At 72.4% G+C, this 14,612-nt stretch carries 12 protein-coding genes; 11 read left to right on the top strand and 1 reads right to left on the bottom strand.

Annotated elements, in window-relative coordinates; translation table 11 throughout:
- The first annotated feature begins 26 nt into the window (after positions 1-26).
- From ACFYZ4_RS18115 to ACFYZ4_RS18160, 10 genes are all read left to right on the top strand, one after another.
- Positions 27-959, top strand: coding sequence for a dihydrodipicolinate synthase family protein (locus ACFYZ4_RS18115; protein WP_351287430.1), 933 nt, complete (start codon positions 27-29; stop codon positions 957-959).
- 22 nt (positions 960-981) lie between these two features.
- Positions 982-1,986: a proline racemase family protein gene (locus tag ACFYZ4_RS18120; RefSeq protein ID WP_390784328.1), complete on the top strand. Its 1,005-nt coding sequence runs from the start codon at positions 982-984 to the stop codon at positions 1,984-1,986.
- The gene (locus ACFYZ4_RS18125) at positions 1,983-2,999 is read left to right on the top strand and encodes a proline racemase family protein (protein ID WP_390784329.1); all 1,017 of its coding nucleotides are present in this window, start codon (positions 1,983-1,985) and stop codon (positions 2,997-2,999) included. Before ACFYZ4_RS18120 ends, ACFYZ4_RS18125 begins: the two co-directional genes overlap by 4 nt.
- Before the next feature lie 17 nt (positions 3,000-3,016).
- Entirely contained in the window at positions 3,017-3,973 is a 957-nt protein-coding gene (locus ACFYZ4_RS18130; protein ID WP_390784330.1) for an ornithine cyclodeaminase family protein, read from the top strand.
- Between the two features lie 70 nt (positions 3,974-4,043).
- Entirely contained in the window at positions 4,044-4,754 is a 711-nt protein-coding gene (locus ACFYZ4_RS18135) for a GntR family transcriptional regulator (protein ID WP_362799643.1), read from the top strand.
- A 224-nt stretch (positions 4,755-4,978) separates the two neighbouring features.
- A complete protein-coding gene (locus ACFYZ4_RS18140; RefSeq protein ID WP_390784331.1) occupies positions 4,979-6,721 on the top strand; it encodes an ABC transporter substrate-binding protein in 1,743 nt (580 codons plus the stop codon).
- Positions 6,722-6,743: 22 nt separating this feature from the next.
- Complete coding sequence (locus ACFYZ4_RS18145; protein WP_384340459.1) at positions 6,744-7,751, top strand: ABC transporter permease; 1,008 nt, start codon at positions 6,744-6,746, stop codon at positions 7,749-7,751.
- A complete protein-coding gene (locus ACFYZ4_RS18150; RefSeq protein WP_390784332.1) occupies positions 7,748-8,734 on the top strand; it encodes an ABC transporter permease in 987 nt (328 codons plus the stop codon). Before ACFYZ4_RS18145 ends, ACFYZ4_RS18150 begins: the two co-directional genes overlap by 4 nt.
- Entirely contained in the window at positions 8,734-9,750 is a 1,017-nt protein-coding gene (locus ACFYZ4_RS18155; RefSeq protein ID WP_390784333.1) for an ABC transporter ATP-binding protein, read from the top strand. Before ACFYZ4_RS18150 ends, ACFYZ4_RS18155 begins: the two co-directional genes overlap by 1 nt.
- Positions 9,747-10,757: an ABC transporter ATP-binding protein gene (locus ACFYZ4_RS18160; protein ID WP_390784334.1), complete on the top strand. Its 1,011-nt coding sequence runs from the start codon at positions 9,747-9,749 to the stop codon at positions 10,755-10,757. The genes ACFYZ4_RS18155 and ACFYZ4_RS18160 overlap by 4 nt, the downstream gene beginning before the upstream one ends.
- A 105-nt stretch (positions 10,758-10,862) precedes the next feature.
- Here the strand turns inward: ACFYZ4_RS18160 and ACFYZ4_RS18165 are convergent, their stop codons facing one another.
- A complete protein-coding gene (locus tag ACFYZ4_RS18165) occupies positions 10,863-12,968 on the bottom strand; it encodes a prolyl oligopeptidase family serine peptidase (protein ID WP_390784335.1) in 2,106 nt (701 codons plus the stop codon).
- A gap of 83 nt (positions 12,969-13,051) precedes the next feature.
- Here ACFYZ4_RS18165 and ACFYZ4_RS18170 point away from each other — a divergent pair, with 83 nt between their 5' ends.
- Entirely contained in the window at positions 13,052-14,605 is a 1,554-nt protein-coding gene (locus ACFYZ4_RS18170; protein WP_351287447.1) for an MFS transporter, read from the top strand.
- The last annotated feature ends 7 nt before the right edge of the window (positions 14,606-14,612 follow it).

Genomic DNA, 14,612 nt, shown 5'->3' on the forward strand with positions numbered 1-14,612 from the left:
CACACACCACTCTAGGGAGCTCTCTCATGACCGACGCGCACACCCCCGCGCCCACCACCGGTACGGACACCCGCACCCGCCCCTGGCACGGCATCATGGTCGCCACCGCACTCCCCCTGCGCGAGGACCTCACCGTCGACTACGACGCCTACGCCGAACACGTGGCCTGGCTGATCGCCAACGGCTGCGACGGCGTGGTCCCCAACGGCTCCCTCGGGGAGTACCAGACCCTCACCGACGAGGAGCGCGCGCGGGTCGTGCGCACCGCCGTCGAGGCCGCCGGCGACGGCGCCCGCGTCATGCCCGGCGTCGCCGCCTACGGCAGCGCCGAGGCCCGCCGCTGGGCCGAACAGGCCGCCGAGGCCGGCGCCGGCTCCGTACTCCTCCTGCCGCCCAACGCCTTCCGGGCCGACGAGGAGACCGTACGCGCCCACTACGCCGAGGTCGCCCGCGCCGGGCTGCCCGTCGTCGCGTACAACAACCCGTACGACACCAAGGTGGACCTGACCCCGGCCCTCCTCGCCCGGCTGCACACCGACGGCTCCATCGTCGCCGTCAAGGAGTTCAGCGGGGACGTGCGCCGCGCCTACGAGATCGCCGAGCTCGCCCCCGGCCTCGACCTGCTCATCGGCGCCGACGACGTCCTCCTCGAACTCGCCCTCGCGGGCGCCGTCGGCTGGATCGCCGGCTACCCCAACGCGCTGCCGCAGTCCTGCGCCACCCTCTACCGGGCCGCCGTCGCCGGGGACCTCACCACCGCCCTGCCGCTCTACAAGTCCCTGCACTCCCTGCTGCGCTGGGACTCCAAGACCGAGTTCGTCCAGGCCATCAAGCTCTCCATGGACCTGGCCGGGCGCCCCGGCGGCGCCACCCGTCCGCCCCGCTTCCCGCTCACGGGCGAGACCGAGGCCGCCGTCCGGGCCGCCACCGAGAAGGCCCTCGCCGAGGGCCTCAACTAACCGACCGGAGGGGACGCGCCAGATGCGTACGCGCCACGTCTACCACGCGGTGGACTCGCACACCGAGGGCATGCCGACCCGGGTGATCACCGGGGGAGTCGGGGTGATCCCCGGTGCCACCATGGCCGAGAAGCGGCTCCACTTCATCGAGCACACGGACCACGTCCGCACCCTGCTCATGTACGAGCCGCGCGGGCACTCCGCGATGAGCGGCGCCATCCTGCAGCCCCCCACCCGCCCGGACGCCGACTTCGGCGTCCTCTACATCGAGGTGTCCGGCCTGCTCCCCATGTGCGGGCACGGCACCATCGGTGTCGCCACCGTCCTCGTCGAGACCGGCATGGTGCCCGTCGTCGAGCCGGTCACCACCGTCCGGCTCGACACCCCCGCCGGACTGGTGAGCGTCGACGTCCGCGTCGAGGACGGTGCGGCCACCGCCGTCACCCTCACCAACGTCCCATCCTTCAGCGTCGGCCTCGACCTCAAGGCCGAGGTCCCCGGCTTCGGCACGGTCACCTACGACCTCGCCTACGGCGGCAACTTCTACGCCTTCGTCGAACTCGACGCCCTCGGGCTCCCCTTCGACCGCGCCCGCAAGGACGACCTGCTCGCCGCCGGACTCGCGGTCATGGACGCGATCAACGCGGGCGACGACCGTCCCGTCCACCCCGAGAACCCCTCCATCGCCGGGGTCAAGCACGTCTACCTCGCCGCCCCCGGCTCCGACGCCCGCCGCTCCCGGCACGCCATGGCCATCCACCCCGGCTGGTTCGACCGCTCGCCCTGCGGTACGGGCACCAGCGCGCGGATGGCCCAGCTGCACGCCCGCGGCCTCCTGGAGCTCGGCACGGACTTCGTCAACGAGTCCTTCATCGGCACCGAGTTCACGGGCCGGCTGGTCGCGGAGACCGCCGTCGGCGGACTCCCGGCCGTGGTGCCCACGGTCACCGGCCGGGCCTGGATCACCGGCACCGCCCAGTACTTCCTCGATCCGGCCGACCCCTTCCCCGGAGGCTTCCTCCTGTGATCACCGTCAGAACGGCGGACTACCACACCGCCGGCGAACCCTTCCGGATCGTCGACTGCGGCACGCAGGGCCCGGCCGTGCCCGGTGACACCGTCGCCGAGCGCTGCGCCACCGCCATCGGCCCGGGAGGGTCGGGGACCGCCCCGCGCCGGGGCGCACTGGACGACGTACGGCGCCTGCTCGTGCAGGAGCCGCGCGGACACGCCGGGATGTACGGGGGGTTCGTGGTCCCGGCCGACGACGACGGGGCCCACTTCGGCGTGCTGTTCTGGCACAAGGACGGCTACTCCACCGCCTGCGGCCACGGCACCATGGCCCTCGGGGCCTGGGCCGTGGACACCGGCCGGGTCGCCGCCCCGGACCACGGCGACGCCCAGGTGCGCATCGACGTACCGTCCGGGCGGGTCACCGCGACCGTGCACCGGGACGGCGGCCGCACCACCGGGGTCACCTTCCGCAACGTGCCGGCCCGGGTGGGCGCCCGCAAGGTCCCCGTCGCCACCACCCTCGGCCTCGCCGAGGCGGACATCGCGCACGCCGGGGCCTGTTACGCCTCCGTCCGCGCCCGCGACCTCGGCCTGGACGTCTCCCGGTCCTCCCTGCCCGCCCTGGTGCGGGCCGGCCAGGAGATCCGGGCCGCGCTCGCCACGCACCCCGCCACCTGGCACCCCGACGGCCCGCTGCTGTCCGGGGTGTACGGGGTGATCCTCCACGAGGAGCTCCCCGGCACTCCCTTCGGGCCGCACGAGCGCAACGTCACCGTGTTCGCGGACGGCCAGATCGACCGCTCGCCCTGCGGCTCCGGCACCTCGACGCGGCTCGCGCTGCTCGCGGAGGACGGGCGGCTCGGCCCCGGCGAGGACCTGCTGAACGAGTCGGTCACCGGCACGATGTTCACCGGGCGGATGCTGGACGGCGGGGTCACCGAGGTCACCGGCACCGCCTACCGCACCGGCGAACACACCTTCGTGCTCGACCCGCACGACGCCCTCGGCAGCGGGTTCTCCCTGTGAAGGGGCCCGTTCTCCCCGTGCAGGGGACCGCCGCCGGCGGCCTGCGGCAGTTCGGCGCCGAGGAGACGGCCGCCCTGCTCACCCCGGCCGGGGCGATCGAGGCCCTGGCCGCCGCCCTGCGCGGCGGCCTCGACCCGGAGAGCTGTCCGCAGCGCAGCGTGGTCTCCGTACCGGGCGGTGGCGAACTGCTGCTGATGCCGGCCGCGTCCGGCTCGTACGCCGGGGTGAAGATCGCCGGGGTGGCGCCCGGCAACCCGGCCCGCGGGCTGCCCCGAATCACCGGCTCCTACCTGCTGCTGGACGGGCCCACCCTGCGCCCGGTGGCCCTGCTCGACGCGGCCGCCCTGACCACCCTGCGCACGCCGGCCGTCTCCGCCCTCGCACTGCGCCACCTGGCTCCGGCCGGGCGCCCGCTGCGGCTGGTGCTCTTCGGCTCCGGACCGCAGGCGTACGGGCACCTCGAAGCGGCTTTGTCCGTACGGGAGTTGGCCGAGGTGGTGGTGGTCGCCCGCGACCCGGCGGGCGCGGAGCGGCTCGCCGCGCACGCCCGCGGCCTGGGGCTGCCCGCCCGGACCGGCACCCCGAAGGCGGTGGCCGACGCCGATCTGGTCATCTGCTGCACCTCCGCCCGGGAACCGCTCTTCGACGGGCGCCTCGTCGGCCCGGGCGCCACCGTCGTCGCCGTGGGCTCGCACGAGCCGACGGCCCGGGAGACGGACACGGCCCTCGTGCGACGCGCGGCCGTGTACGTGGAATCCCGTGCGGCGGCCCTGCGCGAGGCCGGTGACCTGCTGATCCCGGAGGCGGAAGGGGCGATCGGGCCCGGCCACATCACCGGCACCCTCGCCGACCTGGTCGCGGGGCGGATGCCGGCGGGCGGAGCGCAGAGTTGTCCACAGCTCTTCAAGAGCGTGGGCATGGCCTGGGAAGATCTGGCCGTGGCGGTCGCCCTGTGGGAGGCCGCCGGAGTGTGAGCAGCGCAACGTGACATTGTACGCTGTTCCTCTGCGCGTCGGTGGTGTCGGGGGTCTCGGAGGAAATGCAATGGGTGACCTGAAGCAGCACAGTCTGATCAAGGCCCAGGAACGGCTCCGCGACCAGGTCGGCCACGCCCTCCGAGCCGCCCTGATAGCGGGTGAGCTGCGCCCCGGCAGCGTGTACTCGGCTCCCGGCCTCGCGGCCGAACTCGGCGTCTCGGCCACCCCGGTGCGCGAGGCCATGCTCGACCTGGCGCGGGAGGGGCTGGTCGAGCCGGTCCGCAACAAGGGCTTCCGGATCACCGAGGTCAGCGAGCGCGACCTGGACCAGTTCACCGAACTGCGCACGATGATCGAGGTGCCGACCATCGGCCGGATCACGAAGATCGCCACGACGGAGCAGCTGGAGGCGCTGCGGCCGATCGCGGAGGAGATCGTCACCAGCGCGCGCGAGCACAACCTCATCGGGTACCTGGAGGCGGACCGCCGCTTCCACCTGTCCCTGCTGGCCCTGGCGGGCAACGACCGGCTCGTCGAGACCGTCGGCGACCTGCGCAAGCGCTCCCGGCTGTACGGGCTGACCGGTCTGGACGAGGCCGGCAAGCTCGTCTCCTCGGCGGAGGAGCACATCGAGCTGCTCGACCTGATGATCAGCGGCGACGCGGCGGCGGCGGAGGCCTGCATGGTCCGCCACCTCGGCCACGTCCGCTCGCTCTGGGCCCAGGGTCGCGACGAACCGGTGGGCCGCACCCCGGGCGGCCTCGGCTCCGGCCTCTAGCCCCTGGCCTCCGGTCTCAGGCCTCAGGCTCCAGACCTCTGTTTCCTCGGCTCCGAAGGGGCCCGCTGCGGCGGGCCCTTTCGCGTATCCCGGCCCAACTGCCCTACAGGTAGCCGGATTTGGACACGGCTGGATAACGGGCCGCTCAACCCCTTGTCAGTACAATTTCACATTACTATGTTACCGGTCACATCCTAGAGCGCGGCCCTTCACTGGAGTGACCCATGACCAAGCGCACCCAACTCGCCCTCGCCACCGCCCTGGTGGCAGCACTCGCACTCGGCGCCTCGGGCTGCTCCGACACCAAGAAGGGCTCCGCGGGCGGCGGCGCGTCCAACCCGGCCGCCGCCAACGACGGCAAGATCCTCGGCGGCACCCCGGTCAAGGGCGGCACCCTCACTGTCCTGTCCAATCAGGACTTCGCCCACCTCGACCCCGCCCGCAACTGGGTCATGCCGACCATGGACTTCGGCACGCGCCTCCTCTACCGCACCCTCGTCACCTTCAAGGCCGAGCCGGGCAAGGCCGGCAGTGAGCTGGTCCCCGACCTCGCCACCGACCTCGGCACCCCCTCCAACGGCGGCCGCACCTGGACCTTCACCCTCAAGGAGGGCCTGAAGTACGAGGACGGCACGCCGATCAAGGCCCAGGACGTCAAGTACAACGTCGAGCGCTCCTTCGCCCCCGACCTCACCGGCGGCCCCGACTACGCGGCCCAGTACCTGGCCGGCACCGAGGGCTACAAGGGCCCCCTCCAGGGGCAGCACCTGGACTCGGTGAAGACCCCCGACGACCGCACGATCGTCTTCGAACTCAAGCGCCCGGTAGCCGAGTTCTCCGCGACGGCCACCCTGCCGACCTTCTCGCCCGTGCCCCAGTCCCAGGAGAAGGGCACCCAGTACGACGCCCGCCCGTTCTCCTCCGGCCCGTACAAGATCGAGTCGTACGACCGAGACAAGAAGCTGGTCCTGGTCCGCAACGAGCACTGGGACGCGAAGACCGACACCGTGCGCAAGGCCTACCCCGACAGGTTCGTCGTCGTCATGGGACTCAAGGGCGGCCAGGTCGACGACCGCATCATCGCCGGCGAGGGCGCCGACGCCTCCACCGTCCAGTACGCCGACATGCGCCCCGAGAGCGCCCCCAAGGTGCTGCCCAAGCCGGACGTCAAGGCGCGCCTGATCGCGGAGTCCAAGGGCTGTACCGAGATGCTCTTCCTGAACAACTCCCGCGCCCCCTTCGACGACCCCAAGGTCCGGGAGGCCATGCAGTACGCCGTCGACAAGGAGGCCGTGGTCACCGCGGGCGGCGGCCCGGCCCTCAACGAGATCGCCACCGCCTACCTGCCCCCGGCACTGACCGGCGGCAAGCAGGCCGACACGCTGAAGATCGCCCCGGCCGGCGACCCGGCCAAGGCCAAGGAACTGCTGAAGGCCGCCGGCAAGGAGAAGCTCAAGGTCTCCCTGTCCGTCTCCACCGGGGACAAGGGCGCCGCCGAGGCCATTCAGCAGGGCCTGTCCCGCGCGGGCATCGAGGTCGTCATCGACACCGTCGACCCGGGCGCGTACTACGACGTCATCGGCGACCTCTCCACCACCCCCGACATGACCTTCACCGGCTGGTGCCCCGACTATCCGTCCGGCTCCACCTGGATCCCCTTCGTCTTCGACGGACGCACCATCAAGGAGAAGGGAAACCAGGGCAACTACAGCCAGTTCCGCGACGAGGCGACCATGAAGCGGATCGACGAGATCAACAACATGGCCGACGCGAAGCAGGCCAACCAGGCCTGGATCGACCTGGACGCCGAGCTCATGAAGAAGTCCCCGTCCATCCCGGTCCTGCTGGAGCGCAAGCCGCTGCTCGTCGGCCCCAACATCGCCGGCGCGTTCGGCCACCCCGTGTGGACCGGCGAGATCGACTACGCGACGGTCGGCCTCAAGGACCCGTCGAAGAGCCAGGGCTGAGGACGACGGAACCCCCGACACCATGACCACCACCGCACCCGGCGCCGGCGGCCAGGAGGCCCCGGCTCCGGTCTCGGCCCCGGGCGGGGCACCGGCCCCCGACGCCGTCAAGGACGGTCCCGCGGCAGCGACCGGCAGCAGCCCCTGGCAGCTCGCCCGGCGGGAACTCCGCCGCCGCCCCGCCGTCCGCGTCAGCCTCGGCGTCGTCCTCCTCTTCGTCCTGATGGCAGCGACCGCCCCCTGGCTGGGCGCCCTCGGCGGCTGGTCACCCGAAGAGTTCGACAAGTCCGCCATCGACCCCTACCTCGGCGGCCAGCCCCTCGGCTCCTTCGGCGGGATCAGCCCCGAGCACTGGCTCGGCGTCGAACCCGTCACCGGCCGCGACCTGTTCGCCCGCGTGGTCCACGGCGCGCAGGTCTCCCTGCTCATCGCCTTCGCCGCGACCGCCATCGTGGTCGTCGCCGGCACCGCCGCCGGAATCGCCGCCGGCTACTTCGGCGGCCGCACCGACGCGGTCCTGTCCCGGCTCATGGACCTCACCATGTCCTTCCCCTCCCTCATCTTCATGATCGCGATGCTGTCCGTGGCCAAGGACGTCAACCGGATCGTCCTCATGACCTCCGTCATCGGAGTCTTCGGCTGGCCCGGCGTCGCCCGCGTCGTCCGCGGCCAGACCCTCTCCCTCAAGCACCGCGAGTACGTCGACGCCGCCCGCGTGGGCGGCGCCGGCCCCTGGCGGATCCTGACCCGAGACATCCTCCCGGGCGTCTCGGGCCCGGTCATCGCCTACACCACCCTGCTCATCCCCGGGATGATCAGCACAGAGGCCGCGCTGAGCTACCTCGGCGTCGGAGTCCGCCCGCCCACCCCCTCCTGGGGCCAGATGATCGCCGAGTCCGTCGCCTACTACGAGACCGACCCCATGTACTTCGTCATCCCCAGCGTCTTCCTCTTCCTCGCGGTCCTCGCCTTCACCCTGCTCGGCGACGCGCTGCGCGACATCCTCGACCCGAGGGGCGGCCGCACGTGATCGCCTACCTCGCCCGCCGGCTGCTCGCCCTCGCCGGCGTCCTCCTCGCCATCGCCGCCGTCACCTTCCTCATCTTCCACGTCCTGCCCGCCGACCCGGCCGCGGCCGCCTGCGGCAAGACCTGCAGCGTCGAGCGCCTGGCCGACGTACGGACGTACCTGGGCCTCGACCAGCCCCTGTGGCGGCAGTTCGCCGACTTTCTGACCGGCATCTTCACCGGCCGCACCCTCGGCAGCGGCCAGTACGCCGTCGCCTGCGACTTCCCGTGCCTGGGCTACTCGTACGAGAACTCCCTGCCCGTGTGGGACCTGCTCATGGACCGGCTCCCGGTCTCCGCCTCCCTCGCCGTCGGCGCCGCCGTGCTGTGGCTGGTCCTGGGGCTGGGCGCCGGCGTCACCGCCGCCCTGCGCAAGGACACCGCCACCGACAAGGCCCTGATGGTGGGGGCGGTCGCCGCCGCCTCGCTGCCCGTGTACTTCACCTCGGTGATGCTCATCTACGGGGTCATCCGCATCGCCGGCCTCCTGCCCTACCCCACCTACCAGGCCTTCACCGACAACCCCTTGGGGTGGGCCTCTAACCTGCTCCTGCCCTGGACCGCGCTCGCGCTGCTGTACGCCGCCATGTACGCACGCCAGAGCCGCGGTTCGATGATCGAGGCGATGGCCGAGCCGTACATCCGCACCGCCCGCGCCAAGGGCATGCCCGAACGGACCGTCGTCGTCAAACACGGGCTGCGCTCCGGGATGACCCCGATCCTCACCATCTTCGGCATGGACCTCGGCGGCCTGCTCGCCGGCGCCGTCATCACCGAGTCCATCTTCGGACTCCCCGGCATCGGGCGGCTGTTCTACGGCGCCCTGGTCAGCTCCGACCAGCCCGTGGTCCTCGGGGTCACCCTGCTCGCCGCGTTCTTCATCGTCGTCGCCAACCTCCTGGTCGACGTCCTGTACGCCGTCATCGACCCGAGAGTGAGGTACTGATGGCAGCCGACACCGGCGCTCCGCTCCTCGAAGTGCGCGACCTGCGCGTCACGTTCACCACCGAGCGCGGGACCGTACGGGCCGTCGACTCGATCGGTTTCACCGTCGAGGCGGGACGCACCCTCGGCATCGTCGGCGAGTCCGGCTCCGGCAAGTCCGTCACCTCGCTCGCCGTCATGGGCCTGCACCGCGGCCCGGTCGAGGTGGGCGGCTCCGTGCGGCTGTCCGGACAGGAACTGACCACCCTGTCCGAGCGCGAGCTCTCCCGGGTCCGCGGCCGCCGCATGGCCATGATCTTCCAGGACCCGCTCTCCAGCCTGCACCCCTACTACACGGTCGGCGAGCAGATCGCCGAGCACTTCCGGGTGCACTTCAAGGCCGGCCGGGCCGCCGCGCGCAAACGGGCCGTCGACATGCTCGGCGAGGTCGGCATCCCGGAACCGGCCCGGCGCGCACGGGAGTACCCGCACCAGTTCTCCGGCGGCATGCGGCAGCGGGCGATGATCGCCATGGCCCTGGCCTGCGAGCCCGACCTGCTGATCGCCGACGAACCGACCACCGCCCTGGACGTCACCGTGCAGGCGCAGATCCTGGAACTGATCGCCCGGCTCCAGCAGGAACGCGGCCTCGGCGTCGTGATGATCACCCACGACCTGGGCGTCGTCGCCCGCGTCGCCCACGAGGTACTCGTCATGTACGGCGGCCGGGCCGCCGAACAGGCCCCGGCCGACGACCTGTTCGCCGACCCCGCCCACCCCTACACCCGCGGCCTGCTCGACTCGCTGCCCCGCCTCGACACCGCCGACGACGAGCCGCTGCCCTTCATCCCCGGCTCCCCGCCGTCGCTGCTCGCACCGGCCCCCGGCTGCGCCTTCGCCCCGCGCTGCCCCCGGGCGGCCGCGCGCTGCACCGACGTACGGCCCGAGCCGGCGGCCTACGGGGACGGACCGGAGCGTACGGTCGCCTGCCACTTCGCCGGGGCCCCGACCCGTACCGCCGAGGAGGCGGCCCGATGACCGAGACCGCCGCACACGAGAGCACGGGACGAGGCACCGCCACCCCGCTGCTGTCCGTACAGGACCTCACCATGACCTTCCCCGGCAGACGATCCGTGACCGGGCGCCGGGGGGCGCCCGTGCGCGCGGTCGACGGGATCTCCTTCGACCTGGCGGCCGGGCAGACCCTCGGCCTGGTCGGGGAGTCGGGCTGCGGGAAGTCCACCACCGGACGGATGCTGGTACGGCTGCTGGAACCCACCTCGGGCCGGATCGCCTTCGACGGCAAGGACATCAGCCGGCTGTCCCAGGGCGCCCTGCGCCCGCTGCGCAAGAACATCCAGATGGTCTTCCAGGACCCGCACTCCTCGCTCAACCCGCGCCAGACCGTGGCCCGGATCATCTCCGACCCGCTGCTGGTACAGGGCTGGAGCGCGGCCGACGCCCGCCGCCGCGCCGCCGAACTGATGGAGCTCGTCGGGCTGATCCCCGAGCACATCGACCGCTACCCGCACGAGTTCTCCGGCGGCCAGGCCCAGCGCATCGGCATCGCCCGCTCGCTGTCCACCAGCCCCCGGCTGATCGTCGCCGACGAGCCGGTCTCCGCGCTGGACGTCTCCGTACAGGCCCAGATCGTCAACCTGATGGAGCGGCTGCGCACCGAACTGGGCCTCGCCTACGTGTTCATCGCCCACGACCTGTCGGTGGTCAAACGGGTCAGCGACCGGGTCGCCGTCATGTACCTCGGCCGGATCGTCGAGATCGGGGACAAGAAGTCCCTCTACGAGAACCCGCAGCACCCGTACACCCGGGCGCTGCTGTCCGCCGTCCCGCTGCCCGACCCGGCGGCGGAACGGCGGCGGGAGCGGATCGTGCTGCTCGGCGACCCGCCGAGCCCGGCCGCTCCACCCCCCGGCTGCACCTTCCACCCCCGCTGCCCCAAGGCACAGCCGATCTGCCGCACCGAACGACCCCTCCTGCGGCCCACCGCCGCCCGCGAGGTGGCCTGTCACTTCCCGGGAGACTGACGGGGATCCAGGGGAAGGTGAGGGCCCCGGAGACAAAGGCGTCTCCGGGGCCCCTCCCGCCGTCCGCGGCCGTACTCGGCCCGGTGCGCGTCGGCGCAGCTCGCGTCAGCCCAGTTCGCGGCGGAAGAACTCCAGTTCCAGGGCCATCAGCTTTTCGCGGGTGCCGCCCGGGGTCATGTGGGTGATGCCCGGCAGGGCCAGGAGCTGGTGGGGGCGGCCCGCGTCGGTCAGGGCCTGCGAGAGGCGCAGGGTGTGGGAGGGGTGGACGTTGTCGTCGGCCAGGCCCGTGATCAGCAGCAACGGGCGGGAGAGCCCGGGGGCGTCGGGGATGAGGGAGTCGCGCGCGTAGACGTCCGGGTGCTCCTGCGGGAGGCCGAGGTACCGCTCCGTGTACGCGGTGTCGTAGTGCCGGAAGTCCGTCGGCGCGGCGCCGGCCGCCGCCGCGTGGAAGACGTCCGGGCGGCGCAGCACCGCCATGGCCGCGAGGTAGCCGCCGTAGGACCAGCCGCGCACCCCCACCCGGCCGAGGTCGAGGTCGCCGTGGCGGGCCGCGAGCGCGTGGAGGGCCGCGACCTGGTCGTCGAGGGTGACCTCGGAGAAGCCGCGGTACATCGCCTGCGTGTAGGAGGGGGAGACGTGCGGGGTCCCGCGGTTGTCCACGGTCACCACCGCGAAGCCCTGATCGGCCCACCACTGGCGGAGCTGCCAGCGGCGCGGGTCGACGGTGATGTCCTGCATGCCGGGACCGCCGTAGCTGTCCATCAGGACGGGCAGCTTCCGGCCCGGCACGTGGTCGCGGGGCAGGACGAGGGCCGTGGGGATGCCGTGCTCGGTGACCCGCTCCAGGAGGGGCGCCGTCCGGTAGGGCAGCGGCTGGGACAGGTCGGCGGGGGTGAACTCCCGCCCGTCGGGGGTGCGGAGGGTGCGCCGGACCCCGTCGGCACCGGCCGAGGTCAGCAGCAGGATCCCGGCCGAGGCCTGGACGCTGTGCACCCCGGGCCCGTCGGCCACCGGGGTCAGCTCGCCGGTGGCCGGGTCCAGCAGCAGCACCTGTTGCTCGGCGGGGTCGCGCAGACCGGCCTCGATCAGCAGCCGGTCCTGGTGGACCCCGGCCACGCGGCGGACCTGGATCCCGTCCCCGGTGAGCAGCCGGCCGTCCACCGCGAGGGCCCGGGCGGCGCCGCCCTCGGTGTCGGCGGCGGTCAGCATCCGCCCGTCGGCGAGCCGGGCCGGGGTGCCGGGGAGGTCCGGGTCCACCCACTGCGGGTGCGTGGTGCGCGACAGTTCGGTGGTGCGGCCGGTGGCCGGGTCGGCGGAGAGCAGCAGCACGTTCTGCTGGAGCCGGTCCTGGACGGTCAGCAGGATCTCCCCGTCGGACTCCCAGCCCGCGTCGGAGACGTAGGGGTAGGTCTCGGCGTCCCAGTCGAGCCGGATCCGGGCCGGGCGGCCGGCCCGGCCTTCGCCCGAGCCTTCGCCTTCGCTTTCGCCTTCGCCCGCGCGGAGCACCCACAGCTGGACGTCGGCGTTGGGCCCGCCCGCCTCGGGATAGGCGAAGTCCTCGGCCGGCAGCTCGGGGTGCGCCGGGTCGGCGAACCAGCGCCGCTGGAGGGCGGATTCGTCGACCCGGGCGGCCAGCAGGGTGACCCCGTCCGGGGACCACCAGTGGCCCCGGGAGCGGCCCAGTTCCTCGGCGGCGGCGAATTCGGCGAGCCCCCAGCGTGCCCCGTCGTCCGGGCTGACCCGCCCGCCCGGGGCGACGTACAGGACGTCGTCGGCCACGTAAGCGGTGCGCGAACCGTCGGTGTCGGGCCGAGGGTCCACGACGGGTCCGGCGGCCGGGATCTCCTCGGGCTTCCCGTCTCCGGCGGCGGTGACCCCGTAGAGCCGCCCGTACAGCGCGAAGACGGCGCGCCGGCCGTCGCCGGAGAGGGCGTACGAGCCGATCCCGGCGGCGACGAGCCGGGTCCGCTCGCGCAGCCGGCGTTCGGCGTCCGGGAGGGGCCCCGGCTCGGGGCACAGCTCGCGCGGATCGGCAAGCCGGGTCTCGGCTCCGGTGGTGGTGTCGAGCACCCAGAGGCCGTCGAAGGCGTCGGTGGGACCGGTGGAGCGGAGGAACCAGAGGAGCCGGCCGTCGTCCCCGAAGGAGAACGCGCGCGGGGCGCCGTAGGAGAAGCGGGCCGTGCTCGCGGAGAGCCTGAGGAAGTCATCCATGATCGTAGTGTGACATGTGCAATGTCACCACCACTAGGCCGTTCGAGTGGTGACCCCAGGGGCGCGGGCTTAGCGTCGAAAGGGTGGACCCGAACGTATCGCCGAGCAGCAACGGGACCGATGGCAAGGTCCGAGGGGGCGGCCACGGACTCGCCCTGTTCGTCATCGCCTCCTGTCAGCTCATGGTGGTGCTCGACATCACGATCGTGAACATCGCGCTGCCACACATCCAAACCGCGCTCGACTTCTCCACCGAGAGCCTTTCCTGGGTCGTCAACGCCTACACCCTCGCCTTCGGCGGCCTGCTGCTCCTCGGCGGCCGCACCGGCGACATCCTCGGCCGCAAACGGGTCTTCATCTTCGGTGTCCTGCTGTTCGGTCTGGCCTCCTTCCTCGGCGGACTCGCCCAGAACGAGGGTCAGTTGATGGCGGCCCGCGCCCTCCAGGGCGTCGGCGGAGCCATCGCCTCCCCGACCGCCCTCGCGCTGATCACCACCACCTTCCACGAAGGCCCCGCCCGCAACCGGGCCTTCGGCGTGTTCGCCGGAGTCTCGGCGGCCGGCGGCGCGATCGGTCTGCTCGCGGGCGGCATCCTCGTCGAATGGCTCGACTGGCGCTGGGTGCTCTTCGTCAACGTCCCCATCGCCGTGGTGATCGCGGTACTGGCCACGAAGGTCCTGCGCGAGTCCGAACGCCATCCCGGACACTTCGACTTCGCCGGCGCACTGCTGTCCACCCTGGGCATGGTCGCGCTGGTCTACGGCTTCATCCGGGCCTCCCAGGAGGGCTGGCGCGACCCGGTGACCCTCGGCTCCTTCGGCGCCGCCGTCGTCCTGCTGACCCTGTTCATCCTCAACGAGCGGCGCTCGCCCCAGCCCATCACCCCGCTGCACATGTTCGCCGACCGCAACCGGGCCGGGACCTACGGGATCATGCTCATGCTCGCCTGCGCGATCTTCGGCATGTTCTTCTTCCTGACCCTCTTCGTGCAGATCGTGCTCGGCTTCAGCCCGATCCAGGCCGGCCTCGCCTTCCTCCCGGTCAGCGTGATGATCGCGGTGGGCGCCGGGCTCACCTCGCAGCTGCTCCCGAAGTTCGGGCCCAAACCGTTCATGGTCGGCGGCGCCCTGTTCTCGGCGGCCGGGCTTGCCTGGCTGACCCAGACGGACGTCCACTCCACGTACCTGGGCAGCATCCTGGGCCCGATGCTGCTCTTCGCCCTCGGCATGGGCCTGCAGTTCGTCTCGCTGACCCTGATGGCGCTGTCCAACGTCCCCGAGCGGGAGTCGGGAGCCGCGTCCGGACTGCTCAACACGATGCAGCAGGTGGGCGGTTCCCTCGGCCTGTCCATCCTGGTCACGGTCTTCGGCACGGCCAGCCGCAACGAGGCCAAGGACCAGGTGGCCGGCTTCCTCGGCACGGCCACCCCCGCACAGCGGCTGGCCTTCCGGCAGACCGGCCAGGTCCCGAAGCCGTGGAGCGACCAGATCCTCACCTCGGGCATCAGCGCGGCCTTCATCGTGGCGGCGATGTTCACCCTGATCGGGGCGGCGATCGCGCTGCTCGTCATCCAGGTGCGCCCCTCGGACCTCGCCCGCCTCCAGGGCAACCACACCCCGGCGGCGGACCGCACGTAGTGGAACC

Origin of the sequence: Streptomyces sp. NPDC001513 (assembly GCF_042894695.1) — a bacterium.
Classification (GTDB): domain Bacteria; phylum Actinomycetota; class Actinomycetes; order Streptomycetales; family Streptomycetaceae; genus Streptomyces.

Coding starts and splice junctions, on each gene's coding strand:
- ACFYZ4_RS18115 (WP_351287430.1), top strand. CDS start 27: ATGACCGACGCGCACACCCCCGCGCCCACCACCGGTACGGACACCCGC.
- ACFYZ4_RS18120 (WP_390784328.1), top strand. CDS start 982: ATGCGTACGCGCCACGTCTACCACGCGGTGGACTCGCACACCGAGGGC.
- ACFYZ4_RS18135 (WP_362799643.1), top strand. CDS start 4,044: ATGGGTGACCTGAAGCAGCACAGTCTGATCAAGGCCCAGGAACGGCTC.
- ACFYZ4_RS18140 (WP_390784331.1), top strand. CDS start 4,979: ATGACCAAGCGCACCCAACTCGCCCTCGCCACCGCCCTGGTGGCAGCA.
- ACFYZ4_RS18145 (WP_384340459.1), top strand. CDS start 6,744: ATGACCACCACCGCACCCGGCGCCGGCGGCCAGGAGGCCCCGGCTCCG.
- ACFYZ4_RS18155 (WP_390784333.1), top strand. CDS start 8,734: ATGGCAGCCGACACCGGCGCTCCGCTCCTCGAAGTGCGCGACCTGCGC.
- ACFYZ4_RS18160 (WP_390784334.1), top strand. CDS start 9,747: ATGACCGAGACCGCCGCACACGAGAGCACGGGACGAGGCACCGCCACC.
- ACFYZ4_RS18165 (WP_390784335.1), bottom strand. CDS start 12,968: ATGGATGACTTCCTCAGGCTCTCCGCGAGCACGGCCCGCTTCTCCTAC.